22 protein-coding genes are annotated in these 24,456 nt (G+C 69.3%); 13 read left to right on the forward strand and 9 right to left on the reverse strand.

Annotated elements, in window-relative coordinates; all coding sequences use genetic code 11:
* The first annotated feature begins 53 nt into the window (after nucleotides 1-53).
* Nucleotides 54-3,809 carry a tetratricopeptide repeat protein gene (locus tag JOD67_RS16635; protein ID WP_205118505.1) on the forward strand — a complete coding sequence of 1,252 codons (3,756 nt, stop codon included), beginning with the start codon at nucleotides 54-56 and terminating at the stop codon, nucleotides 3,807-3,809.
* Here the strand turns inward: JOD67_RS16635 and JOD67_RS16640 are convergent.
* On the reverse strand, nucleotides 3,806-4,210 hold the full coding sequence (locus JOD67_RS16640; protein ID WP_205118506.1) for a nuclear transport factor 2 family protein: 405 nt from the start codon (nucleotides 4,208-4,210) through the stop codon (nucleotides 3,806-3,808). The genes JOD67_RS16635 and JOD67_RS16640 overlap by 4 nt on opposite strands.
* The gene (locus tag JOD67_RS16645) at nucleotides 4,207-4,611 is read right to left on the reverse strand and encodes a nuclear transport factor 2 family protein (protein ID WP_205118507.1); all 405 of its coding nucleotides are present in this window, start codon (nucleotides 4,609-4,611) and stop codon (nucleotides 4,207-4,209) included. Before JOD67_RS16645 ends, JOD67_RS16640 begins: the two co-directional genes overlap by 4 nt.
* An 86-nt stretch (nucleotides 4,612-4,697) precedes the next feature.
* On the opposite strand from JOD67_RS16645, the gene JOD67_RS16650 reads away from it, so the two are divergent.
* Complete coding sequence (locus JOD67_RS16650; RefSeq protein WP_205118508.1) at nucleotides 4,698-4,943, forward strand: hypothetical protein; 246 nt, start codon at nucleotides 4,698-4,700, stop codon at nucleotides 4,941-4,943.
* 14 nt (nucleotides 4,944-4,957) lie between these two features.
* Here the strand turns inward: JOD67_RS16650 and JOD67_RS16655 are convergent, their stop codons facing one another.
* Entirely contained in the window at nucleotides 4,958-5,536 is a 579-nt protein-coding gene (locus tag JOD67_RS16655; protein WP_205118509.1) for a GNAT family N-acetyltransferase, read from the reverse strand.
* A gap of 207 nt (nucleotides 5,537-5,743) precedes the next feature.
* Between JOD67_RS16655 and JOD67_RS16660 the strand changes: the two genes are divergently transcribed.
* Genes JOD67_RS16660 through JOD67_RS16670 form a run of 3 tightly spaced genes read left to right on the forward strand, consistent with a single transcriptional unit; the run spans nucleotide 5,744 to nucleotide 7,994 of the window.
* A complete protein-coding gene (locus JOD67_RS16660) occupies nucleotides 5,744-6,487 on the forward strand; it encodes a GAF domain-containing protein (RefSeq protein WP_205118510.1) in 744 nt (247 codons plus the stop codon).
* Complete coding sequence (locus JOD67_RS16665; RefSeq protein ID WP_205118511.1) at nucleotides 6,484-7,326, forward strand: S8 family serine peptidase; 843 nt, start codon at nucleotides 6,484-6,486, stop codon at nucleotides 7,324-7,326. Before JOD67_RS16660 ends, JOD67_RS16665 begins: the two co-directional genes overlap by 4 nt.
* Nucleotides 7,323-7,994, forward strand: a complete 672-nt coding sequence (locus JOD67_RS16670; RefSeq protein ID WP_205118512.1) for an RNA polymerase sigma factor — start codon at nucleotides 7,323-7,325, stop codon at nucleotides 7,992-7,994. Before JOD67_RS16665 ends, JOD67_RS16670 begins: the two co-directional genes overlap by 4 nt.
* 28 nt (nucleotides 7,995-8,022) lie before the next feature.
* Here JOD67_RS16670 and JOD67_RS16675 read toward each other — a convergent pair whose 3' ends face one another.
* From JOD67_RS16675 to JOD67_RS16685, 3 genes are all read right to left on the reverse strand, one after another.
* Nucleotides 8,023-8,238, reverse strand: coding sequence for a hypothetical protein (locus tag JOD67_RS16675; RefSeq protein ID WP_205118513.1), 216 nt, complete (start codon nucleotides 8,236-8,238; stop codon nucleotides 8,023-8,025).
* 288 nt (nucleotides 8,239-8,526) lie between these two features.
* Complete coding sequence (locus JOD67_RS16680) at nucleotides 8,527-9,048, reverse strand: AAA family ATPase (RefSeq protein WP_205118514.1); 522 nt, start codon at nucleotides 9,046-9,048, stop codon at nucleotides 8,527-8,529.
* A 15-nt stretch (nucleotides 9,049-9,063) separates the two neighbouring features.
* Nucleotides 9,064-9,834 (reverse strand): hypothetical protein, encoded by a 771-nt coding sequence (locus tag JOD67_RS16685; RefSeq protein WP_205118515.1) that lies wholly within the window; start codon nucleotides 9,832-9,834, stop codon nucleotides 9,064-9,066.
* A gap of 72 nt (nucleotides 9,835-9,906) precedes the next feature.
* Between JOD67_RS16685 and JOD67_RS16690 the strand changes: the two genes are divergently transcribed.
* The 5 genes from JOD67_RS16690 (at nucleotide 9,907) to ggt (ending at nucleotide 16,607) form a co-directional block, all read left to right on the forward strand.
* Complete coding sequence (locus JOD67_RS16690; RefSeq protein WP_205118516.1) at nucleotides 9,907-10,398, forward strand: MarR family winged helix-turn-helix transcriptional regulator; 492 nt, start codon at nucleotides 9,907-9,909, stop codon at nucleotides 10,396-10,398.
* Between the two features lie 15 nt (nucleotides 10,399-10,413).
* On the forward strand, nucleotides 10,414-11,583 hold the full coding sequence (ftsY, locus tag JOD67_RS16695; RefSeq protein WP_205118517.1) for a signal recognition particle-docking protein FtsY: 1,170 nt from the start codon (nucleotides 10,414-10,416) through the stop codon (nucleotides 11,581-11,583).
* A gap of 512 nt (nucleotides 11,584-12,095) precedes the next feature.
* Nucleotides 12,096-12,998, forward strand: coding sequence for a KPN_02809 family neutral zinc metallopeptidase (ypfJ, locus tag JOD67_RS16700; RefSeq protein ID WP_205118518.1), 903 nt, complete (start codon nucleotides 12,096-12,098; stop codon nucleotides 12,996-12,998).
* A 167-nt stretch (nucleotides 12,999-13,165) separates the two neighbouring features.
* Nucleotides 13,166-14,968, forward strand: a complete 1,803-nt coding sequence (locus tag JOD67_RS16705) for an ABC transporter substrate-binding protein (protein WP_205118519.1) — start codon at nucleotides 13,166-13,168, stop codon at nucleotides 14,966-14,968.
* Nucleotides 14,969-15,056: 88 nt separating this feature from the next.
* The gene (gene ggt / locus JOD67_RS16710) at nucleotides 15,057-16,607 is read left to right on the forward strand and encodes a gamma-glutamyltransferase (protein WP_205118520.1); all 1,551 of its coding nucleotides are present in this window, start codon (nucleotides 15,057-15,059) and stop codon (nucleotides 16,605-16,607) included.
* Nucleotides 16,608-16,803: 196 nt separating this feature from the next.
* Here ggt and JOD67_RS16715 read toward each other — a convergent pair whose 3' ends face one another.
* The 3 genes from JOD67_RS16715 to JOD67_RS16725 form a co-directional block, all read right to left on the reverse strand.
* On the reverse strand, nucleotides 16,804-18,240 hold the full coding sequence (locus JOD67_RS16715) for a gamma-aminobutyraldehyde dehydrogenase (protein ID WP_205118521.1): 1,437 nt from the start codon (nucleotides 18,238-18,240) through the stop codon (nucleotides 16,804-16,806).
* Nucleotides 18,241-18,350: 110 nt separating this feature from the next.
* Entirely contained in the window at nucleotides 18,351-19,541 is a 1,191-nt protein-coding gene (locus JOD67_RS16720) for an amidohydrolase family protein (protein ID WP_205118522.1), read from the reverse strand.
* Entirely contained in the window at nucleotides 19,534-20,679 is a 1,146-nt protein-coding gene (locus JOD67_RS16725; RefSeq protein ID WP_205118523.1) for a LacI family DNA-binding transcriptional regulator, read from the reverse strand. The genes JOD67_RS16720 and JOD67_RS16725 overlap by 8 nt, the downstream gene beginning before the upstream one ends.
* A gap of 162 nt (nucleotides 20,680-20,841) precedes the next feature.
* Here JOD67_RS16725 and JOD67_RS16730 point away from each other — a divergent pair, with 162 nt between their 5' ends.
* From JOD67_RS16730 to JOD67_RS16740, 3 genes are read left to right on the forward strand one after another with little or no spacing between them, the layout of a single operon-like run.
* Nucleotides 20,842-22,623 carry an extracellular solute-binding protein gene (locus JOD67_RS16730; RefSeq protein ID WP_205118524.1) on the forward strand — a complete coding sequence of 594 codons (1,782 nt, stop codon included), beginning with the start codon at nucleotides 20,842-20,844 and terminating at the stop codon, nucleotides 22,621-22,623.
* Nucleotides 22,620-23,567 carry an ABC transporter permease gene (locus tag JOD67_RS16735; RefSeq protein WP_205118525.1) on the forward strand — a complete coding sequence of 316 codons (948 nt, stop codon included), beginning with the start codon at nucleotides 22,620-22,622 and terminating at the stop codon, nucleotides 23,565-23,567. The genes JOD67_RS16730 and JOD67_RS16735 overlap by 4 nt, the downstream gene beginning before the upstream one ends.
* A gap of 9 nt (nucleotides 23,568-23,576) precedes the next feature.
* The gene (locus JOD67_RS16740; protein ID WP_205118526.1) at nucleotides 23,577-24,455 is read left to right on the forward strand and encodes a carbohydrate ABC transporter permease; all 879 of its coding nucleotides are present in this window, start codon (nucleotides 23,577-23,579) and stop codon (nucleotides 24,453-24,455) included.
* Nucleotide 24,456: the final 1 nt, after the last annotated feature.

Genomic DNA, 24,456 nt, shown 5'->3' on the forward strand with positions numbered 1-24,456 from the left:
AGGGGAGTGAACAGAGCGGGCCGGATCCGCGACCAGAGGGAACAAGTGAGGCGATGAGGTACGTCGCGCGGCGCCACGCACAGTGGCTGGCCGACGACCCGGGGGGCGCGGCCTGGACGGCCGCCGAAGGCACGTTGGTGTTTGCCGACGTCTCTGGATTCACGTCGTTGTCCGAACGGCTCGCGCGGCGCGGCCGTGCCGGCGCGGAGGAGCTCACCGATCTGGTCAACCAGGTCGTGGGCGGCATCCTCGGCTGTGCCACGCCGCTCGGCGGCGACCTGCTCAAGTACGGCGGAGACGCACTGCTGTTGATGTTCGAGGGTCCGGACCACGAGGCTCGGGGAGTGGCTGCCGCCGCGGCGATGCAGGCGGAGCTGCGGCGGTTCCGGGACTTCCGTTCGGAGTCGGGGCGCGTCACGTTGAAGATGTCGATCGGCGTCGAAGCGGGCCGGATCGACTTGTTTATCGGGGGAAACGCCCACCGAGAGCTGCTCGTGGCCGGCCGGACGGCCAGCCGCGTGGTCGATCTGGAGGGCCTCACCCGCGCGGGACAGATCGTGGTCGGGCCGTTGGCGGCGAAGGTGCTTCCGTCCCGTCATCGCGGTGCCGCGGTCGGTCCGGACGGTGCGGTGCTGGTCCGTTCGACGCCCACGGCGACGGCGGCCGGATCGCTCGAGCCCGTCCCGCCGACGCAGGACGAGCGCGGCATCCCGTTGGCGCTCCGGCCGCACCTCGGCCGCGTCGACGGCGAGCATCGGCAGGCCGCGGTCGCGTTCGTCCAGGTCCGCGGGCTCGACGGCCTGGTCGAACGGGACGGGACGAAGGCCGCCGCCGAGGCGCTGCACGAGATCGTCCTCGCGGTCCAGGCCGCGTGCACTGACCACGGCGTGACGTTCCTCGGCACCGACGTCGACATCGACGCGGCGAAGTTCATCCTCGTCACCGGCGCCCCGACCACGGTCGCCGATGACGAGGACCGGTTGGTCTCGGCCTGCCGCGCGATCCTCGAGGCGGAGCTGCCGCTGCCGGTACGGATCGGCGCCCACCGCGGCCGGGTCTTCGCGGTCGAGGTCGGCGACGCCGAACGCCGCGTCTATACGGTGCTGGGCGACGCCGTGAACGTCGCCGCCCGGGTGATGACCGCGGCTCCCGTCGGCCGGCTCCTCGCCACGTCGGCCTGCCTGGACCGGGTGGTGGCGTCGTACGCCCGCGAACCGGTCGAGCCTTTCGCGGTGAAGGGAAAGAGCGAACCGATCCAGGCCGCGTTGGTCGGTCCGATCGAACGCGCCGCCGAGTCGGTGCTCGCTCCGACCGACGGGCCGCTGATCGGCCGGCAGGAGGAGCTGCGGCTGCTGCTCGACGCCGTCGACGGCGCGCGGGCCGGGGAACGGCGGGTGGTGGAGATCCTCGGCGAGCCGGGCATCGGGAAGTCCCGGCTGCTCGCCGAGGTCTGCGCGCAGGTGGGCGATTTGCCGCTGGTCGTCGTGCAGGCCCGGCAGTACGCGTCGAACGAGCCGTACCGCGCCGTCCGCGACCCGCTGCGCTCGCTACTCGGGCTGCGGGTGACGGAGCCGGAGGACGAGGTCGCCGAGGCACTCGCCGCGAAGGTCCGCGAGTTCGTGCCGGACCTCGAACCGTTGCTGCCGCTGATCGGCGTTCCGTTCGGGGTGCATCTGCCGGACACCGAGGCGACAGCTGGGCTCGCGCCGGACTACCGGCGGTCCCAGCTGAGCGCGGCGACGTTCCGTCTGCTCGGGCGGCTGCTTCCGACGCCCGGCGTGCTGGTGGTCGAGGACGCGTACTGGCTGGACGACGGATCGGGGCAGCTGCTCTCCACCCTGATCGGCGCCATGCGCGGCAATCACCACTGGGCGGTGTTCGTCGCCCGGCGCGGTGAGGGCAAGACGCTCGATCTGTCGGACGTGCCCGATCTCGTCCGGTTGGATCTCCAGCCGCTGCCAGCGAAGCACGCGCTCGCCTTGGCCAAGGCCGGTGGCTTCTCGGCCGCGGACGCGGAGGCGCTGGTCGAACGCAGCGGCGGAAACCCGCTGTTCCTCCGCGAGCTCGCCGCGGCGGCCGAACGGGGCACCGCGGTCGACGAGCTGCCGGACAACGTCGAGGCGGTGATCGCCGCGCACCTCGACACGCTCGACGTTCGCGCGCGAGATCTGGTCCGGGTGGCGGCGGTGCTCGGGTCGCACTTCCCGACCGACCTGCTGTTGAAGCTGGACGGGGACAGCCGCGAGGTCGCGCTGTCCGCGCTGCGCCGGCTGCGCGGGATCGTCGATCCGGACGGCGCGGACCGGTGCCGATTCGCGCACGCGATGCTGCGCGAGGGCGCGTACAACGGGCTGTCGTTCCGGCGCCGGCGCCAGTTGCATGGTCGCGCGGGCGACCTCATCAAGGCGTACGACGACGACACGGTCGAGCGCCGGGCCGCCGCGCTGTCGCTGCACTACCACGCGGCGGCACGGCATCAGGACAGCTGGCACTGGTCTCTGGTCGCGGGCGAGCAGGCGCAACGAGACGCCGCGCCCGTCGAAGCGGTGGCGCTGTTCAGCCGGGCGCTCGACTCGGCTCGCCCCGCCGAGGTCGGCACGCACGAGGTAGCGGCGCTGACTGAGCAACTCGGTGACGTTGCCGAGCTGGGCGGGCTGTTCCAGCAGGCCCAGGACGCCTACCGCCGAGCCCGTCGGCTGCGGTCAGGGGACCACGTCGCGGCGGGCGACTTGCTGCGCAAGCAGGGCCACGTCGCCGAGCGTGAGGGCCGGTACTCGTTCGCGCTCCGCCTGTATGGACGTGGGTTCCACGCGCTCGAGCAGGCAGGGGCGTCGACGGAGGTGGACCGCGTCAAGGCGGAGTTGACACTTGCGTACGGTGCGACCCGGCTCCGGCAGGGCCGGTACTCCGACGCCGTGCGCGTGCTCGAGGAGGCGGTCCGTCAGGCCGGGGCTCAGTCCGACCGCGCGGCCTTGGCGCACGGGTACTACCTGCTCGACTGGGCACGGACCGACCTGGGCGCGCCCGATCCCTCCTTGCGGACGATGGCGCTGCCGATCTATGAGGAGCTGGGGGACTGGCTCGGGCAGGGGAACGTTCTCAACAACCTCGGTGTCGACGCGTACTACGAGGGGGAGTGGAGACAGGCGACCGACTACTACCGGCGGAGTCGTGAGGCGTTCGAACGCGTCGGGCACGCGGTGCTCGCGGCGACGGCGACCAACAACATCGGCGAGATCCTGTCCGACCAAGGGCAGCTGGAGAAGTCGCGGGCGGAGTTCCGGGAGGCACTTGGCACCTGGCAGCTCGCCGGCTACACGATCGGCGTGGGGATCGCGACGTCGAACCTCGGGCGTGCGGCGGCCCGTTCTGGTGACCTGGACGAGGCGGCGGCGCTGTTGGCCCGGGCGCGGTCGGACCTCGCGGAGATCGGCGCGGACTCCCTGGTGATCGACGCGGAGGGCCGGGAGGCCGAGCGGTTGCTGTTCGTACCCGATCCGGACTCGGCGCTCTCCGTGGCGTCGGCGGCTCGGGCGCGGGCGGACCAGCCGGTGCAGCGGGCGTTCCTGGACCGGACGATCGGCTGGGCGCTGGCGCAGCAGGGGCTGGTGTCCGAGGCGGTGGCGAAGCTGGAGGAGAGCCTTGCCGCGGCGGTGGCCTCGGGGACGCGGTACGAGGAGGCGCTGACCCGGTTGGCGCTCGCGCGCATCACCTCTGCCGACGATGCCGCTGCCTCGTCGATCCTCGCTGCTCTCGGCGTCGTCGCGGTGCCTTCGCCGCCGCTGCCCTCTCTGCCCTCACTGCCCTAGGAGGGGAGGGCGGCGGCGAGGTAGTGGTCCTGGGCGGCCGGGTCGCTCGCGATGCCCCAGTACTCGACGACCTTGCCGTCTCGTACGGTCATCACCTCGGCGCGGAGGATGTCCAGTTTGCGCCCGGCGTGCTCGCCCCGTACCCGAAGGAAGACGATCGCGCGGTCGTCGTTCACGAGGACCTCCTGCGGTGTGACCCACAGGCCCGGGATCTGCAGCTGGCGGCGGAACATGGCCAGGCCCTCGTCGCCCTCGAGGTCGCCGGAGAGCGCGTTGTCGCCACCGAAGTGCCAGCGGGTCTGCTTGGTGAACACGTGCGCCACCTCGTCGGTCGCGCCGGCGGCGATGCGTCCGATCGCGGTCCGCAGCCGCTGGGCGTTCGGGTGCTCCGCACCGTTCATACCGGTTGCCCCCAGAACTCGTCGACCGCGCGCTGGTCGTTGGCGAGGCCGAACCGCCTGGTCCAGCGCCCCTGGTCGTCGAACTGGATCGCGAGCGCGATCGTGACGTCGAGCGCGCGGCCGAGCCGGGTGCCGAACACCCGGTAGATCACGGCGCTGTAGCGATCGCTGGCGAGAACGTCCTCGATCGTCATGCTCAACGTTCCGTTGGCGAGGCGCTGGGCCTCGCGGAGATGTTCGATGACGTTCTCCCGTCCGTGGTAGTCGCCGCTGAGCGCGTGCTGACCGCCGACGTTCCAGACGATGTCGTCTGCGAACCGCGTCGACATCGCCTCGAAGTCGCCCCGTCCGTAGGCGACGAAGGCCGCACGGACGTTGATCGCATGGGGGTGTTCCCGCACGCTAAGGGGGTCGCGTACGGATCGGTTCGGTTACACGAGGCCGTCCACGACCTGCGGTGTAACCGATTGCCGGGCCGTACGTCTAGGTGCATATCGACGCATTAGCTGCTGACCGCCTGGTCCAGAAGCTCCGCGAGTTCTCCCGTAGCGGCCTGGACGAAGACGAACGCGCCCTCTTCGCGGTCCTCCTGGCGCCTGGGATCGCCCAGGCTTATGCGCGAGACGACGTGTCGGGGTACTCGGTGACGGAGTGGGATCCCCGGACGTTCCCCGAGTCGTTGGCGACCGCGTTGCGCGACTCGGGCGTGATGGTCGTCGGCCTCGACGACTGACTACGCCGCTTGCCCTATCCGGAGACGGTGCGGCGCATCACGCAGTTTCCGATGCCCTTGCTCCGGACGAACTCGAAACCGGCGCGCTCGAACAGAGCCCGGCTGCCGTTGTAGAGGACCGACTTCCGCTTGCCGGCGTTGTCGTGCGGATAGCCCTCGACGACGCCGCCGCCCGCCGCCGCGATCAGGTCGAGGGCGCCCTGCAGCACGACCGCCGAGAGGCCGCTGCGGCGGTGGCGCTTGTCGACGAAGATGCAGGTGATCCGGTAGTCAGGCAGGAGGTCGAGCTCGGCGTCGTACTGCTTGCGGTGGTAGATGTTCGGGAGCTCGGCCGGGCTTCCGTACTCGCACCACGCGACCGTCTCGTCCCCGTCGTACGCGAGCGCCGCATGTGCCCGTCCCTCCTCGACCAGGCGTCGTTTGAGGGACCGGTTGGCGTCGTAGGTGCGTTCCTTCTCGTCGTTCATCGTGTGGAAGTAGGTGCACCAACAGCCGCCGAACACCCCGTTGTGCCGCTCCACCATCGCGGCGAACCCGTCCCAGGTGTCCGCGTCGAGTGGCCTGACGACGTACGTGCTCAGCTGCTGCTCCATGGGCTCAGCATCGCAGCCAATCCGGACGTTCCGCGTCCGAAATGACTGCCGACGCGGCCAGAGATCCGGGGGACCAGTTTCTCCGTCGTGACCAGGTCGGCTGCCAAAGACTTGCCCCGTAATGCGACCGTCGGATGTCAGCATCCGGTGTAATACCCGGAGAGGCTTCCCGCGGGTGGCGGGGGTCGTTCGAGGAGGGGCGAAGTCTTGGCTGACGAGGTGGGTACGCGTGTCCTTCCAGAGCTTGCTCGGATCGCCTCCGAGCTCGGGCCCGCACTCGCCCCGGCGGCACACAAGGAGCTGCTGACCTCGATCACGGTCGCCGCGCGGCGCCTGTTCCACGCCGAGGCCTGCTCGATCGCGCTGGTCAGCGACGACGAGACCGAGCTGGTCTTCCACGTCGCGACGGGCGGCGCCGAGGAGGACATCGTTGGTATGCGGGTCCCCATCGGCGAGGGCATCGCCGGCTGGGTGGCGCTCGCCGGGCAGCCGCTCGCGATCGAGGACGTCTCCCAGGACCCGAGGTTCGCGGCCGACTTCGCCGCCAGTACGGGATACGTACCGCGCTCGATCCTCGCCACCCCGATGGAGACCGAACGGCAGATCATCGGCGTCATCGAGGTCCTCGACCGCGACCCCGAGGCCGACGGCAGCGCCGACATGGAGCTGCTCGCGCTCTTCGCCAACCAGGCGGCGCTCGCGATAGAGAACTCCCGGGCGTTCGGCGAGCTCGGCAAGACGCTCTTCCAGGCCGCCGCCCTCGCGAGCGACGACCACGGCGTACGGGCCGCGCTCGACCAGGTCGCCGCCAGCACGAATGGCCCGACCCAGGAGCTCGCCGAGCTCTCCGCGGTGTTCGCCGAGCTGGGCCGGCTCGGCCCGGCGGAGCGGACCGCCGCGACCCGGCTCGTACGCCAGTTCCTCGACTACGTCCGCGGAGAGTCGACGTGAAGCCGGCCTGGTCGGCACAGTTCGATGCGGGCGAGCTCGGTACCACCCAGGCGCTGCCCGTCGACGGCCCGATCACGCGGGACTGGGCCATCGGCGGCGCGACCGGCGCGGGCGTCAAGGTCGCCGTGGTCGACAGCGGCATCGACGCGAGCCACCCCGCTGTCGGGGCGGTCCAGGGCGGCGTGGTCGTCGGGCTGAACGAACGCGGCGAGGTCCAGGTCGTCGAGGGCGAGCACGAGGACCTGTTCGGCCACGGCACCGCCTGCGCCGGGATCATCCGCGGGATCGCGCCGGAATGCGAGCTCTACAGCGTCCGCGTCCTCGGCAGCCGGCTGTCCGGGAAGGGGCAGGTCTTCGCCGCCGGACTGCGCTGGGCGATCGAGAACGGGATGCAGGTCGTGAACCTGTCGCTGGGGACGGGCAAGCGCGATCACTTCGCAGAACTCCACGATTTGGCCGACGAAGCGTATTTCCGGCAGACCATGCTGGTGTCGGCGGTGAACAATGTCCCTGTGCCCTCCTACCCGTCCCAGTACTCGTCGGTCTTCTCCGTGGCCGCGCATGACCGGACGGATCCGTTCCATTTCGACTACAACCCCTCGCCGCCGGTCGAGTTCGGCGCCCCCGGGATCGACATCGAGGTCGCGTGGATGCGCGGTTCGACGATCCGGGCGACCGGCAACAGCTTCGCCGCGGCACACGTCAGCGGGATGGTCGCGCTGCTCCTGTCCCGTCATCCGGGACTGACGCCGTTCCACGTCAAGACGGTCCTGCACGCGCTCGCCGACAACGCGGCCCCGGCCGGAAGGGCCGCGGTCGCGAGTTCGGGGCGCCCGTGACGGAAAGCGGCGTTGCTGAGCTCGTACAGGCTGTCCGCGCGGGCGACCAGGACGCGTTTGCCCGTCTCTACCGCGAGAACGTGGGGGCGGTGCACCTCGCCGTTCGCGACAACCTGCGCGAACCGGACAGGGTGGCGGATGCCGTCCAGGAGACGTTCGCCCGCGCACTCGCGTCGCTGGACAAGCTGCGCGACCCGGACCGGTTCCGCCCGTGGCTGTTGGCGATCGCCCGGCACACCGCGGTGGACCTGCGGCGGGTGGCGAGCCGGTACGGGACCGACGAGCTCGAGGACGACGCCGTCGTCACCTCGGACTCCGACGACCCCGCCGAGCTCGCAGCGCTGCGGGACGTCGCGGGCATGGTGCGCGGTCTGGTCGCCGGTCTGTCCCGGCGCGATGCGGTCGCGCTCAACCTCGTCACGCTCGGTTTCGACGTCGCCGACGTTGCGGCGGCGCTCCGGGTGAAGCACGGCGCGGCGAAGGTCGTCCTCCACCGAGCCCGGCGCCGACTCCGCGCGGCACTGGTGCTCCAGCTCCTGGCTGGGGGTACGGCGACCTGCCCGGAGCTCACGTCGATCCTGGACAAGAGCGGCGTGACCGCGGCGGGTAAGCATGCGGAGACCTGCCCCGAGTGCGAACGTTCCGCACGTAAGGCGGTCTACGGGTAAGTCGCGGCCTGGCTGGCGACGAGTGCCCTTACTCGTCCAGGCCGACGACTCGGACTCCCGCATCGCGCAGGGCCTCGGCGAGGGACTCCGGGAGCGCGGCTGGGCTCCATTCCGTCATCGCGTAACCGCTGACGTCGTCCTCGACATAGGCCTGTGCGACTCCGGGGGCCAACAGGACGGCGAAGAGTGCACGCTCGTCCTCGTCCAGAGAGGTCTTCGCGAAATCGCGGAGCTTCCGGACCAACCGGGCAGCAGCTTGAGTGTCGATACCTAGATTGTCGCTGTAGGCCCGCTGTGGTTACATCCAGGTCCGCATTTCTCTACACACAGTTTCCGTTGGCGAGCCGTGTAACCGGTCGGGCAGGTGATCGTCTTGCTTATCGACGCCCGCCCGTATGGGGGTGTTGGGGATTCAGCTTCCGAGGGTCGGCCGCCTCAGCCCGGCTCTCGCGTTGCGGATCCGGGGGGAGTCGAGGGGGAGGGAGTGGGTCCGCGACGCGAGCGAGAAGCGTGTCGCGGACCCGCTTCCCATTTACGGGCCCCGGTAGAGCAGCGAGCCGTTCTGGATCGCTAGCTGGAGCTGCTCGGTGGGGTCGTCGTCCGACCTCAGGACATGCCGCGGGTCGAACTCGGCGGCGGCGAACTCGCGGTGCAGCTGCCTGATCGCGTCGGCGTCCCGGAGACTGTCCTCGGAGCGGGCCAGCGCTCGCTCGACGCAGCACTCCACGGTGGGCAGCAAGACGACGTAGTGCAGCCTCGGCACGTTCGCGGCCTGAGCGAACGCCCCGATCATCCACGGTCCGACGACCCCGTCGTAGATCGTGGCGTAGCCGCCGGTGACGTACGCGTTGACGGCTGTCGCGGCGGCGCGGAGCACTGTCTCGTTCTGCGTGGCGGCTTCGGCCAGCCAGGGCTCGACGTAGCCGGTGCGCAGGAAGCCGAAGAACGCGTCACCCACGACGAGCGCGCTGGGCGCGTACTTCTCCGCGAGCAGCCGGGCGACCGTCGACTTGCCGGCACCCGGTGGCCCGGAGACCACGATCAGCTCGGACATCCGCCCAGTGTGGCCCTATCCCTGCAGCGCTTGGGCTGAGGGGACGAGCACGGACACGCCGGTGGCGGTGGCCCAGCGCTCTACTTCGGCGCCGATCGCCTTGGCCGTCTGCTTGTCTCCCGCCTCCTGGGCCAGCACGCCGAGGAGCAGCTGTTGGGCCAGCGCGCCCGGGATGAAGCCCGCCGCCTGGCGCAGCGAGGTCGACCGTTCCCACTGCTCCCGCGCCCCGGCGACGTCGCCCGCGTCGTTGGCGTGGTCGCCCAGGTGCCGGAGCGGGTACGACGCCAGCAGGTCGTCGCCGTCCTCCGTGGCCAGCCGAAGGGACTCGGCGTAGTGCGGCGGCGCCGACGCGCGGTCCTCGGCGAGGTTGTCCGCGATCAGCCCGAGGTAGAACTCCACCCACCCCCGCGCCACCGGTGTCGGCGCGCCGGCGCCGAGCGCCGAGGCGGTCGCGGCCAGGGAGGCGGCCTGCTCCGGGGTCCCCGTTCCGCCGAACAGAGCCTGGCTGTAGTCGGCACGCAGCTCCATCCAGTCCAGCTCCCACGCCAGAGTGGGATCGTCGTCGAGCTGCTTGCGAGCAAGGGCGATGGCGTCCCCGCCGGACGAACCCGTCCAGAACCCGCGGTCCACCTCGGCCGAGGCGACGGCCACGGCGACGCGGGCCGCGTCGTGCGGAGACGAGACGGACGTCGAACGAAGCAGGGCTACGGCAACGTCCCAACGGGCAGCCAGGACGAGGGAATCGGCAGCGGACAGGACGGCGTCGAGCGAGCACGTAGTGGTCATGGCGACGGACGATACTTCACCGGCGAACTATTCGCCCGTGAAGTAACGCGAGAAGTGCGCTAGGTTCTGACGATGCGAGACTCGGTCGACGAACGGGTGGAACGGCTGCATCGGGACTTCCCGACCATCGACCCCGTCGTCCAGGCGATCGCCGGCAGGATGCTGCTGATCGCCCGCGAGCTGGACCGACGCGCCCAGGCGGGACTCGACCAGTACGGCCTCGAGCTCTGGGCGTACAAGACGCTCATGGACCTCCGCCGCCGCGGCGAGCCGTACGAAGCCAAGCCGAGCGAGCTCGCCACCTCGCTCCGGATGTCGCCAGCCGCGATGACCAAGCGGCTCGACTCGCTCGAGCGGGCCGGGTACGTACGCCGAGCGACCGACCCCCACGACCGGCGCAGCATCGTCGTCACGCTGACCGACGAAGGCCGGCAGGCCTTCGAGGGATCGGTCGAAGCTCAGTCCAGCGCCGAGGAGGAACTGCTCGGCACGCTCACTCCCTCCCAGCGCGGTCAGCTCGCGAGCACGTTGCGGAAGCTCGTTCTGGCGCTGGAACCGGACTAGCCACCGTCTGCGAGTATGGCCGACGTGGAGTTCCTGATCGCCGCCATCGCGCTCGTCGTCGTTGCCGCAGTCGTTCTCGGGTTCGTCGTCACCGGTCGCCGCCGCAAGTCGCTGCCCGGCTCGGACGCCCAGCCGACGCTGCCCGGAACGGGCATCCGGGACGAGTCGCCCGAGGGCTCACCAGCCGGTACGACCGCCACCGTCGAGGTGCCGGTCGCGCCGGAGACCGAGGCGACCGAGACGCCGACGCTCGAGAAGCCGGCTCCCGCGCAGGGCCGGCTGGTCAGGCTCCGCGCGCGGCTGGCCCGTTCGCAGACCTCCCTCGGCCGCGGCCTGCTCGCGCTGCTCTCCAAGGACCGGCTCGACGAGGACACCTGGGAGGAGATCGAGGACGCGCTCCTCACCGCCGATGTCGGCGTCGCCCCCACCCAGGAGCTGGTCGAACGTCTCCGTACCCGCGTCCGCGTCGAAGGCATCTCCACCCCCGACCAGGCGAAGGCGATCCTCCGCGAGGAGCTGCTCACCCTCGTCGGCCCCGACACCGACCGTTCGCTGAACGTCGAGCGCGAGGGCCTCAACCCCGCCGTCGTCCTCGTCGTCGGCGTGAACGGCACCGGCAAGACCACCACCGTCGGCAGGATCGCCCGGGTGCTCGTCGCCGAGGACAAGGACGTGCTGCTCGGCGCCGCCGACACGTTCCGCGCCGCCGCCGTCGACCAGCTCGTCACCTGGGGCGACCGGGTGGGCGTGCCGACCGTGCGCGGCCCCGAGGGCGGCGACCCGGCGAGCGTGGCGTTCGAAGCGGTGAAGGCCGGCGCCGAGCAGGAGGTCGACGCCGTACTGATCGACACCGCCGGCCGGCTGCACACCAAGACCGGGCTGATGGACGAGCTCGGCAAGGTCAAGCGGGTGATCGAGAAGCAGGCGCCGGTGACCGAGGTGCTGCTGGTGATCGACGCGACGACGGGGCAGAACGGGCTCACCCAGGCCCGCGTGTTCTCCGAGGTCGTCGACGTGACCGGCATCGTGCTGACCAAGCTCGACGGCACCGCGAAGGGCGGCATCGTGATCGCGGTCCAGCGGGAGCTGGGGGTGCCGGTGAAGCTGGTCGGGCTCGGCGAGGGCCCCGACGACCTCGCCCCGTTCGACCCCGCGGCGTTCGTGGATGCCCTTCTGGGCGACTGAGGCGGCGCTGGGCGTGCCCGTGCTGCGTTCATGGGGCTCGGCGAGGGCCCCGACGACCTCGCCCCGTTCGACCCCGCGGCGTTCGTGGATGCCCTTCTGGGCGACTGAGGCGGCGCTGGGCGTGCCCGTGCTGCGTTCATGGGGCTCGGCGAGGGCCCCGACGACCTCGCCCCGTTCGACCCCGCGGCGTTCGTGGATGCCCTTCTGGGCGACTGAGGCGGCGCTGGGCGTGCCCGTGCTGCGTTCATGGGGCTCGGCGAAGGCCCCGACGACCTCGCCCCGTTCGACCCCGGCCGCCTTCGTGGATGCGCTTCTCGGAGACTGAGTTTGCTGGAGTCGCATCGGTCGCCGGCATAGGCGTCGCCTGCTCGACGGATGGCACCGATGGCGCCAGCTCGCTTCGCGCCTGACGCTGGTGCGCGAGCGCCATCGCTGCACCGGGGGTCGAGCAAGCAACGCCGCCGTCGACGCTTTTGCGACTCGAGGACTCCCAACGGGAGTACTTTCAGCCCATGAAGTTCAACCCGCGCGCCCGGCTGGACAGCTCCCAGGTCGAGGACACTCGCGGCCGGCGGATGCCCGGCGGCCGGTTGGCGCTGCCGGTGGGCGGCGGCGTCGGTGGACTCATCGTCCTGCTCGTCCTCGTGTTCCTGAACGGCGGCCAGCTCCCCGCCGGCCTCACCGGCGAGCCGGAGCCGGCCCCCGACATCTCCAACGACACCAACCTCGAGGCCGTCTGCAAGACCGGCGAGGACATCCAGACGAACCGGGACTGCCGGTTCGTCGCCGAGATCAACTCGATCCAGGCGTTCTGGACCGACGAGTTCACCCAGCGGAACGCGACGTACGACAAGGCGCTCACGCACTTCTTCACCGACCAGGTCTCGACCGACTGCGGTGCCGCGTCGAGCGCGGTCGGCCCGTTCTACTGCCCGGTCGACGACAAGGTGTACGTGGATCTGGGCTTCTTCGACACGCTGGAGTCCCAGCTTGGCGCGCAGGGCGGCGACTTCGCCGAGGCGTACGTGATCGCGCACGAGTACGGGCACCACGTGCAGGACCTGCTCGGCACGATGGAACAGGTCCGCTCGCGCCAGGGCGAGGAGAGCGACGCCGTACGGCTGGAGCTGCAGGCCGACTGCTACGCGGGCATGTGGGCGAAGCACGCGACCCAGGTGACCGTGCCGGGAACGGATGAGCCGTTCATCATCGACCTCACCGCTCAGGACATCGCGCTCGCGCTCGACGCCGCCGAGGCGGTGGGCGACGACCGCATCCAGTCGAAGGCGCAGGGCCAGGTGACGCCCGAGACGTGGACCCACGGCTCGGCTCAGATGCGCAACCGCTGGTTCTCGACCGGGTACGAGTCCGGCGAGCTCGAGGCCTGCGACACCTTCGCCGCCCGCCAGCTCTGACCGCAACCGACGCTTGGATGAAGGGCACCTTCATCCAATAGGTTGGGATCAAGGTGCCCTTCATCCAAACCCGCAGGGGTCCGCTGGTCGGTCGTCACACGATCGAAATGCTTCCAATACCGGCCAGATTGTTGACCGCAAACAGTCTTCCACGTGATTTTCGAAGCATGCCTTCGAAAACCGCGCTGACGAGACGTCGGGTACTCGAGCTCTTGGGCGCCGGAGCGGCGGGATCCGTGCTGCTGGCCGCCTGCGGGCAGAGTAAACAAGCGCAGGAGAGCAAAGTCGCCGAGTTCCACGGCGGCACCGACTATGTCGTACCGCCCAAGGGGCACTTCAACCTGCTGACCGGCGTGACCGACGGCATCCTCAGCGACAGCTACTTCGTCGACCTCGTGATCGCACCCAGCGCGATGTACAAGTGGAAAGAGCGCGAGTGGGTGCCGATGCTCGCCGAGAAGTGGAACCTCGACAAGGCGGCCAACACGTTCACGCTCACGCTCAAGCAGGGCTTGAAGTGGAGCGACGGGAAACCGATTACTAGCAAGGACGTCCTCACCACGTTCTGGTGCCTGCGCGTCATGCGCAACGTCTCGTGGGACTACCTCGAGAAGGTCGAGGCACCCGACGAGCAGACCGTCGTGTTCACGATGAAGCGCCCCTCGACCGTGCTGGAGCGGTACGTGCTCCGACAGCAGATCGTGAGCGACGCGTCGTACGGCACGTTCGCCAAGCAGGCCGAGGAGCTGTTCGGTGGCGGCGGCGACCTGGACAGCCCGGAGGGCAAGAAGCTCAACACCGACCTGCAGGCGTTCCGCCCGGAGAAGGCCATCGCGTCGGGCGCGTTCGACTACGACTACAAGTCGATCACGAACGCCCAGCTGACGTTCGTCAAGAACGAGACCGGCTACGGCGCCGACAAGGTCGCGTTCGACAAGGTCGTCGTGTTCAACGGCGAGACGGCCGACATCACGCCGGTCGTCCTGTCCAAGGACGTCGACTACGCGACGCACGGCTTCCCGCCGGCGACGGAGAAACAGCTTGGCAGCAAGGGATTCCGCATCATCCGCCCACCCGTCTACTCCGGCCCGGCGCTGCTGTTCAACCTGGACAAGGTCGCCGAGTTCAAGGACCTCCGGGTCCGGCAGGCGCTCGCCTACGCGATCGACCGGACCGAGAACGGTGAGGTCTCGCTCGGCGAGTCCGGCAAGGGCGTGAAGTTCATGGCCGGCTTCTCCGACAACCTCGTCCCCGAGTGGCTGTCGGCGGAGGAGCAGGGCAAGCTCGCGACGTACGACCACGACCCCGACCGGGCGGCCGCGCTGCTGACCTCGGCGGGGTGGAAGAAGTCCGGCAAGACCTGGCAGAAGCCGGACGGCAAGCCGGCGACGTACGAGCTGATCTTCCCGGGCGAGTACGTCGACTGGGCCGCGGCGGGGACGAACGTCGGGCAGCAGCTCACCGCGTTCGGCATCGCCATCGAGCCGCGCGGCGTCAACCACATCCAGCAGCCGATCGACGTGGACAAGGGCAACTTCCAGCTCGCCATCCAGGGTTGGGGAACGTCCAGCCACCCGCACCCGCACTTCGCGTTCGTGCAGGACCTGTTCACGCACAACATCCCCACCGCCGCGAACAACGGCGGCCGCGGGATGGGCTTCGAGCTCGCGCAGACGACCGAGGCGCTCGGCAAGGTCGACCTGGAGAAGGTCGTGCTCGAAGCCGGCGAGGGCCTGGACGAGGCGCAGCAGAAGAAGAACGTGACGACCGCTTCGATCGCGTTCAACGAGCTGCTGCCGATGCTGCCGCTGTTCGAACGGTACGGGAACAACCCCGCGCTCGAGGGCGTCCGCGTCGACAAGTGGCCGGCGGACGGCGACCCGTTGCTGATGAACTCGCCGTACGCTGACAACTTCACGATCATGCTGATGTACTCGGGCGAGCTGAAACCGGTGGCGACCAGTGGGTGAGAAGGTGCTCGGATTCCCTTCTGACGTTGGCACTTCTCCTCATCCTTGGGCTCGGCGACGGCCGGCGCCGGTGTTCGGCAGCGGCGGCGTGGTGGCCACGGGTCACCCGTTGGCGAGCTCGGCCGGTTTGGCGGTCCTGCGCGCCGGTGGGAACGCCGTCGATGCCGCGGTCGCCGCGGGGTTGGTGTCGGCCGTCGTACTGCCGGAGATGTGCGGGCTCGGCGGCGACCTGTTCGCCGTTCTGCACGACCCGACCGGTACCCATTCCGTGCAGGGCAGCGGGATCGCGCCGCGCTCGTTGACGATCGACCAGCTGCGCGCGGCAGGCTCGGCGCGAAGCCGCGGCCCGTTGTCGGTCACGGTGCCGGGCATGGTGGACGCGTACTTCACGCTGCTCGCACGCTTCGGCACACGCTCGTTCGCGGACCTGGTGGAGCCGGCGATCGAGTACGCCGAGGGGCATCCGATCACGCCGGAACGCATCGTCTACATCGACCGGTTCGCCTCGCTGCTGCGCGAGTATCCGTCCTCGGCTGCCGTGTTCCTCCCGGACGGGCGCGTGCCGCTTCCTGGTGAGGTGCTGCGTCAACCCGACCTTGCCTCAACGCTGCGGCTGCTCGCTTCGGGTGGTCGGGACGAGTTCTACCGCGGCGAGCTCGCCGAACGGATCGGGGCGTTCATGGCTTCGATCGGCGGAGCGCTGTCCGCCGACGACCTGGTGACGCAAGCGACCGAGGTCACGGCGCCGATCTCGACGACGTACCGCGGGCACACCGTGTACGAGACGTGCCTGCCGAGCCAGGGGCAGATCGTCCTGGAGGCGTTGAACATTCTCGAGTCGTTCGACCTCTCCCTGGGGTCGGCCGAGGCCGTGCATCTGCAGGTGGAGGCGGTGAAGCTCGCCTTCGCGGACCGGCACGCGTACGCCAAGGACCCGGCGTTCGGTCCCAGCCCTGTGGACGAACTGCTGTCGAAGGACTGGGCAGCGCGGCGCGCGGCCGCGATCGGGCTCAAGGCCAGCGACGACCTGCCGCCGGGCGAGTTCGACCGCGGCGACACGAGCTACCTGTGCGTGATCGACGGCAACGGCACGATGGTGTCGCTGATCCAGTCCGTCGCCGCCAACTTCGGCAGCGGGATCGTGGCAGGCGACACCGGCGTGGTGCTGAACAACCGGGCCTCGGCGTTCTCGTTGGACGACAACCATCCGAACGTGTTCGCGCCGGGCAAGAAGACCGTGCACACGCTGAACGCGTACCTCGTCGCCGATCCCTCCGGAACGCCCGTGCTGGTGGGCGGAACGCCGGGTGGGGACCGTCAGCCGCAGTGGAACGTGCAGTTTCTGACGGGCCTGATCGACGGTGGCTGGGACGTCCAGCAGACGCTGGAGCAGCCGACCTGGATCTCGTCCGTGGGCTCGGGCTCCGGCAGGACCGCGAACGAGTTCACCCTCGACCTCGAAGCCCGCTTCGGCCCTTCCGTCGCCTCGGCCCTGGAGGAGCGCGGCCACCGGGTGACGGTAGGCCCCGACTTCACCCCAGAGTCCTCGGTAGCCCAGCTCATCGCCCGCGACCCCACCTCGGGCGTCCTCGCCGGCGGCACCGACCCCCGCAGTGAAGGCGCAGTCCTCGCGTTCTAACCCGCCCGCGTTGTTATGAAGGGCACCTTCATTCGAACCTCCTCGAGGGAGGGGACCCTCTGCCCTTCGCGAAAGTGTGGGGTTCTGGTGGCGACACGCTGGCGTGTCGCGACCAGAACCCCACAGTTTGATGGGACATGGTGGATGGGCCGGGCTATCGAATGAAGGTGCCCTTCATTCACATCGTGGCGCCGGATCAGGCTTCGATGTTCGACATCACATGCTTGATCCGCGTGTAGTCCTCCAGCCCGTACATCGACAGGTCCTTGCCGTAGCCGGAGTGCTTGAAGCCGCCGTGCGGCATCTCCGCGACCAGCGGGATGTGGGTGTTGATCCACACGCACCCGAAGTCCAATCGCTTCGCCATCCGCATCGCGCGCCCGTGGTCCTTCGTCCACACGCTCGACGCGAGGCCGTACTGCACGCCGTTCGCCCAGCGCACGGCTTCGTCCTCGTCGGTGAACTGCTGCACGGTGATCACCGGCCCGAAGATCTCGTCCTGGATCGCCTCGTCGTCCTGCCGCAGACCGGACAGCACGGTGGGGGAGTAGAAGTACCCGCGATCACCCACGCGCGACCCGCCGATCTGGAGCGAGGCGTGGTCGGGCAGCCGCGATACGAACCCCGTCACCCGGTCGAGCTGCACAGCGTTGTTCAACGGCCCGTACGCCGCCTCGGTGTCGGACGGCGGGCCGACCTTCGTGCCGCGGGCGTGTTCGGTCAACGCGGCAACGAAGTCGTCGTGTACGCGCGGCGACGCGAGCACCCTGGTCGCCGCCGTGCAGTCCTGGCCGGCGTTGAAGTAGCCAGCAGCGGCGATCGCCTCAGCGGCAGCCGACAGGTCGGCGTCGTCGAAGATCACCACCGGCGCCTTGCCGCCGAGCTCGAGGTGCACGCGCTTCAGGTCAGAAGCCGCCGACGCTGCCACCTCGGCCCCGGCCCGCGGCGAGCCGGTGATCGACACCATCGCCGGCGTCGGGTGCTCGACGAGCAGCCGGCCGGTGTCGCGTTCGCCGCACACCACGTTCAGGACGCCAGGTGGCAGGAACTCCGCGCACAGCTCCGCCAACCAGACCGTGCTCGCCGGCGTCGTGTCGCTCGGCTTCAGGACCACGGTGTTGCCCGCGGCCAGCGCCGGCGCGAACTTCCAGATCGCCATCATGAACGGGTAGTTCCACGGCGTCACCTGCCCGACGACACCGACCGGTTCGCGGCGTACGTACGATGTATGCCCGGCCAGGTACTCACCGGCCGAACGCCCCTCCAGCAGCCGCGCGGCCCCGGCGAAGAAGCGGATCTGGTCGGTCGACGGCGGCACCTCCTCGTCCAACGTCAGCTGGACCGGCTTGCCGGTGTTCTCCGCCTCGATCGCGACCATCTCCGCGGCCCGCGCGTCGATCGTGTCCGCGATCTTCAGCAACGCCAGTTGCCGTTCCGACGGTGTCGTGTCACGCCACGTCTCGAACGCGGAAGCAGCCGCGCGGAACGCCCGGTCGACGTCCTCCGCACCCGAGTTCGGCGCGGTCGCGAAGACCTCTCCCGTCGACGGGTCGACGATGTCGGTGTACTCACCGGCAACGGGAGCGACGTGCTCGCCGTTGACGAAGTTCGTCAGGGTGCGCTTGCCTGCCATCAGATCCTCCTCGAGAGCCGTCCGCCGCGACGACCCACCGTCAACATACTCAGCCCGCCGCCTTGGGATGAAGGGCACCTTCATCCCATAGGTTGGGATGAAGGTGCCCTTCATCCAACCCGCCGTCCAGCTGTGAGGACTGTCGTCACGCGCGTCAGGGCGCCGAGATCCGCGGTGAGATCGCCGTCGAGTACGACGAGGTCGGCGGCGAGGCCGGGGGAGAGGCGACCGTAGGAGTCGCTCACCTCCAACGCGTCCGCGGCCAGCCCGGTCACCCGCCACACCAGCTCCTCCGCCGGCAGTCGCCAGTGCTGCCCGACCGACACGAGCTGGGCAGGGAAGCCGGCGATGCCGGGCCCGAAGCCGTCGCTGCTGAAGTAGACCCGGTCGGCGAGGCCAGCACCGCGGAGCAGCTCCCACCGGTCGGCCGGTACGTCGGACGGATCGTGGTCGCGCGCGTCGCGCCGGGTGAGCGGAGCCGTCGCCGCCCCGAGGTTGAGGTCGACGTACGTCCCCTGCTCGAGCATCGAAGCCACCACGGCCGGATCCACGTCGAGCCGGCCGGCAGCGGTGGCGAGGAAGTTGCAGTGCGCGATCGTACGTACGCCGGCCTCGACCGAGCGGCGGATTCCCTCGGTGGCGTTGGCATGTGCGACGACGTGCAGACCGAAACGGTCCGCTTCGTCGACCACCGCGCGGAGCTCGTCGACGGTGTACTGCGCGCGCCGGCGGTTGGTGTGCGGGTCCATCGAGCCGCCGGTCGCCATGACCTTGATCGCGTCCGGACGCCGGGCGGCGAGCGACCGGATCGCGAGCCGCAGCTCGTCCGCGCTGTCGGCGGTCACGCCGAGGAAGTCGCCGTGCCCGCCCGTCGTGGTCAGGCACGGACCCACAGCGAGCACGCGGCTCGCCAACACCACGCCGGTGGCGACCAGGTCCCGCAGCTCGAGCGTCACGCCCTCCGGCGCGCCGCAGTCGCGTACGGTCGTCACGCCAACGTCAACCGCGGCTTGCACCGCGGCGAGAGCCCACGCGGAGTACTGCGCCGTCGAGCCGGCGATCGCCTGCCAGGCTTGGTCGTTCGCCAGTCCCCACGCGAGATGTACGTGCCCGTCGATCAGTCCGGGGATGACGGTGTGCGCGTGAAAGTCGAGCACCTCCGCGCCAGCCGCGGGCACGTCCGAGCGCGGTCCTACTGCCGCGATCCGCCCGTCGGCGACGAGGACAGCCGCGTCGCGCAGCGGAGGTCCGCCCGTCCCGTCGACGAGCACGCCGGCGAGCAGCAACAGGGGATCAGCCACGTTCGTGGGCCTCGGCGGCACGCTTGTGCAGCAGGTCGAGCTCCTCGGGGTTGCGTGCCACGGTCTCCTCGGGATGCTCCGGATAGGTCCGGCGGAAGCCGCAGGAGTCGAGCACGATCAGCTGGGTGGACGCGAACCGCTGCTGCGGCTCGGCCGTCCGGTCCTCGATCAGGTCCATGAGCATGTTCGCCGCGTCGCGCGCTGCCTCGTACATCATCATCGCGACCGTCGTCAGCCGCGGCGTCGCGAAGCGGATGAAGTCCATGCCGTCCGCGCCGATCACCGCGAGGTCGTCGGGAACCCGGACGCCGCGCGAACGTGCCTCCGCCAGTACGCCGATCGCCATCCGGTCGCCGCCGACGAACACCGCGGTCGGCGGGTCGTCGCGGGACAGCAGCCGCCCGATCGCGGAGATGCCGGTGTCCTCGAACCCGTCGCCGGACTCGACGACGGGCTCCCATCCGGCGGCCGCGCAGAAGTCGTCGTAGGCCCGCCGGCGTTCGGTCGCGTTCCAGTTGTCCGCCGGCCCGGCGATGTGCGCGACGCGCGTGTGCCCGAGCCGCGCGAGGTGCTGGAGCGCGAGCGTCGAGCCGGGATGGTCGTCGGTGTTGACCACGCCGATCTCCCCGCGCCCCGCGGAGGCGGCGACCGCGTTCACCGCGACGACCGGAAGCGGAAGCTGCTCGACGTCGCGCAGCGGCTCCCAGCACCACAAGATGCCGTCCACCGCGCCACTGGCCCAGACCTGCCGGTGCCGCGGGTCGTCGAACGGGTCGCCCGCGGTGATCTGCAGGATGACGTTGTAGCCGCGGGTGGACGTGGCGCGGTCGATGCCGCTCAGCGCCTCGGAGATCTTCAGGTTGGAGAACCGGCGCTCGTGGTGGCCGGGGCTGCCGGACGGTACGACGACCGCGATCGTGTCGGTCCGCTGCCGGCCGAGCGCCCGTGCGGCCGCGTTCGGCTGGTAGTCGAGCTGTCGCGCCGCCTCCCACACCTTCTCGACCGTGCGCGGGCTGATCTGGATCGCGCCGACGTTGCGGCCGATGATGCGCGAGACGGTGCTCTTGGAGACGCCCGCCAGCTTCGCGACGTCGTCCATCGTCGCCCGCCCGGAACGACTCGCCTCGCTCTCCGGCACCGCGCCTCCCCCTGTTGATCTTCAAGCACCTCTCGACAAAGCGTAACCGCAGGCCTAGTCTGGGGCAACCGCGACACCGCAACCGGTTGCGCGCCACCGGTTTCATCACCGGAACTCACTCCAACGAAGCGTTCCAAGCCCAGTGCCAGGAGAGGACGTGACATGGGGCAGGACAGCGAACGGTCTGGTCGCATCGGCCGGCGCGGCTTCCTGAAGGGCGTCTCCGTCGCCGCCGGGATCGGCCTCGCACCGTGGCTGGCGGCGGCGTGCGGCAACGGTCCGAAGGCCGCGCCCACCAAGGCGGGAGCCGGTCTCGACGCCGCGTTCTTCGAGCGGCCGGACGGCGCGATCAAGGACCTGTCCCTGGACCAGGTGCCAGCGGCGCAGCAGAAGACGAGCTACGAGCAGTGGGTCGCGCGAGCCGAGGGCGCGTACGACCCGCCGATCAAGCTCACAACAGTCGCGCAGACGTCGCCGGTGACGAAGTACCCGAAGGGGGACACGCTCGCGAAGAACGTCTGGACGCGTGCGTACGAGAGCAGGTACGGGATCAGCGTCGAGACCAAATGGTCGGTCGACCAGTCCCAGTGGGAACAGCGCACGAACCTGATGATTGGGTCCGGCGACCTCCCCGACTTCTTCCTCGCCAGCCAGAGCCAGCTCGACCAGCTGATCCGCGCGGACCTCATCGCAGATCTCACCGCGACCTACAAGGATCACGCCACCGACCAGGTGCGCGCGACGATCCTCGAGGCCGGGCCGACCGCGCTGGAGTCCGCGGTGTACGGCGGCAAGCTGATGGCGATCCCGTTCGTGGAGCAGAACGAGACCGCGCCGCACTGGTTCATCCGCAAGGACCTGCTGGACAAGGCCGGCCTGGGCGTACCGAAGACCATGCGGGAGCTGCTCGACGCCTGTGCGGCGTTCACGTCGAACGGCACGTACGGGCTCGCCGTCGGCCCGAGTCCGAACCAGGACCTCGGCTACCTGCAGGCGTTCTTCAACGGCTACCACGCGTACCGCGGCCTCTGGATCGAGAAGGACGGCAAGCTCGCGTACAGCAGCGTGCAGCCGGAGATGCGAGCCGCGCTGGAGCAGCTCCAGCGGATGTACAAGGCGAAGCAGATCCATCCGGAGTTCGGGACCCGTACCGAGGAACAGGTCTTCGAGGACTGGGCGAACGGCAAGGTCGGCCTCATCCAGGGCCGAGGCTCCGGACCGAACGGCACCGACATCCTGAAGACCAACAACCCGAAGGCCGAGGTCGTCGCGCTCCCGGTCCTGTCGATGGACGGCGAGCCGGCCAAGGCGCAGGTGGACCAGCCCAACGTGCGTGGGTACTGGGTCGTCCGCAAGGGCGCCGAGCATCCCGAAGCCCTGTTGAAGATGCTGGACTTCTGGGTCAGCACGTTCTACCTCACGCCCTCCGACGAGGTGCAGGCCGCGTTCATCTCCGACGGCGAGGAACCGAACCTCTGGACGCTCAACAAGATCGCGCTGTACCGCGCCTACAAGAACACCGATGTGCACAACACGTTGACCAAACTGCTCGACAGCAAGTCGGCCGACGTCGCGAGCTACCGGCCCGAGGTGCGGTTCTGGTACGACTACCTCAAGCCGGCCTTCACCGGCGGGAAGATCGACGGCTACCAGTACCGCAGCCTGGTCGGCTACTACGGTCCGAACAGTGGGCGCGCGGTGCAGGACCTGTACCGCAAGCAGGATCTCTACATGCCGGACGGCTTCTTCGGCGTACCCACGGCCACGATGTCGCGTCGTCAAGCGAGCCTTGACAAGATCGAGGCAGAGACGTTCACCAAGGTGATCCAGGGCAGCCCGATCGCGGAGTTCGACACGTTCGTCAAGGAGTGGAAGAGCGTCGGTGGCGACCAGGTGACGCGGGAGGTCAACGAGTGGCGAGAACAGCAACGAGCTCGCCGGTGACCGAGTCCCCCGCCGAGGCGGGGGAGCAGGTCGCCACACCACCGAGGCGCCGGAAGAGGCGCACCAACGCACGGGCTCTCCATCTGATGCTCGTGCCCGGAATCCTCGTCGTGCTCGTCTACGAGTACGGACCGATCCTGGGCACGGTGATGGCCTTCCAGGACTACCTGCCCGCGTTCGGCTTCCTGAACTCGGAGTGGGTCGGCCTGGAGAACTTCCGGTTCGTGCTCAGCCTGCCGGACACCTGGGAGGTCGTCTGGAACACGGTCTCGATCGCGAGCATGAAGATTGTGGCCGGGCTGATCGCTCCGCTCGCGACGGCGCTGCTGATCAACGAGGTCGGCAAGAAGTACTTCCGGCGCGGTGTGCAGACGATCATCTACCTGCCGCACTTCCTGTCCTGGGTGATCCTCGGCGGCGTCCTGATCGAGATTCTCTCGCCCACGTTCGGGATCGTGAACCAGTTCCTCGGGCTGTTCGGTGTCGAGCCGATCTACTTCCTCGGCGACAACTCGTGGTTCCCGGCCACGCTGGTCGGGTCGGACACGTGGAAGGAGTTCGGCTTCACCACCGTCGTCTACCTGGCCGCGATCGTCACGATCGACCCGACGCTGTACGAGGTGGCGTCGGTGGACGGGGCGGGGAAACTGCGCCAGGCGTGGCACATCACGCTGCCCGGGATGATGCCGGTCATCGTGCTGATGGCGACGCTGAGCCTCGGCAACGTGCTCAACGCGGGCTTCGAGCAGGTGCTCGTGCTGTACAGCCCGCAGGTCTACGACAGCGGCGACATCATCGACACGTTCGTCTACCGCATGGGCCTGATCGACTTCCAGTACAGCGCTGCCGCAGCAGTGGGGCTGTTCAAGAGCATGGTCGCGCTGGTGCTGATCTCCACCTCGTACTACCTGGCCTACCGGTTCGCGAAGTACCGGATCTTCTAGGGGGAGGGAATGAAACTACTCGACAGCCGCCGCGTCTTCGTGGTGTTCAATTACCTCTTCCTCGGCGCGTTGGCGTTGCTCTGCCTGTTCCCGTTGGTGCACACGCTGGCGCTGTCGTTCAGCGCGAGCGCGGCAGCGGACGCCGGACGAGTGACGATCTGGCCGGTGCAGTTCACGACCGCGGCGTACGAGTACGCGTTCACCAACCCGCAGTTCCTCCGCTCGTTCGGGACCTCGATCGAACGCGTCGTCCTCGGGGTCACTGTCAACATGGTGTTGACGATCCTGGTCGCCTACCCGCTCTCGAAGGCGCCGGGTGTGCTGCGCGGGCGAACGGCGTACGTGTGGTTCTTCGTGATCACGATGCTGTTCGCCGCCGGGCTCGTGCCGACGTACATGGTCGTCCAGGCCACCGGTCTGCTGGACAGCATCTGGGCGCTGATCCTGCCCAAGGCCGTTCCGGTGTTCAACGTCATCCTGCTGCTGAACTTCTTCCGGAGCCTGCCGAAGGAGCTCGAGGAGGCGGCGTTCGTGGACGGCGCCGGCCACTGGACCGTGCTGCTGCGGATCTACCTCCCGCTGTCGAAGCCCGCGCTGGCGACGATCACGCTGTTCACGATCGTCGCGCACTGGAACTCGTGGTTCGACGGCATCATCTACATGAACTCACCGGAGCACTATCCGCTGCAGAGCTACCTGCAGACGCTGGTCGTGCAGGACTCGCTCAGTGTCCGTTCGCTGAACGAGATGGACCTGCTGCAAGAGGTGTCCAACCGGACGTACAAGGCCGCGCAGATCTTCCTTGCGGCGTTGCCTGTCCTCGCGGTCTATCCGTTCCTGCAGAGGTACTTCATCAAGGGCATCAACCTGGGCAGCGTGAAGGGCTGAC

The organism is Tenggerimyces flavus, from assembly GCF_016907715.1.
Classification (GTDB): domain Bacteria; phylum Actinomycetota; class Actinomycetes; order Propionibacteriales; family Actinopolymorphaceae; genus Tenggerimyces; species Tenggerimyces flavus.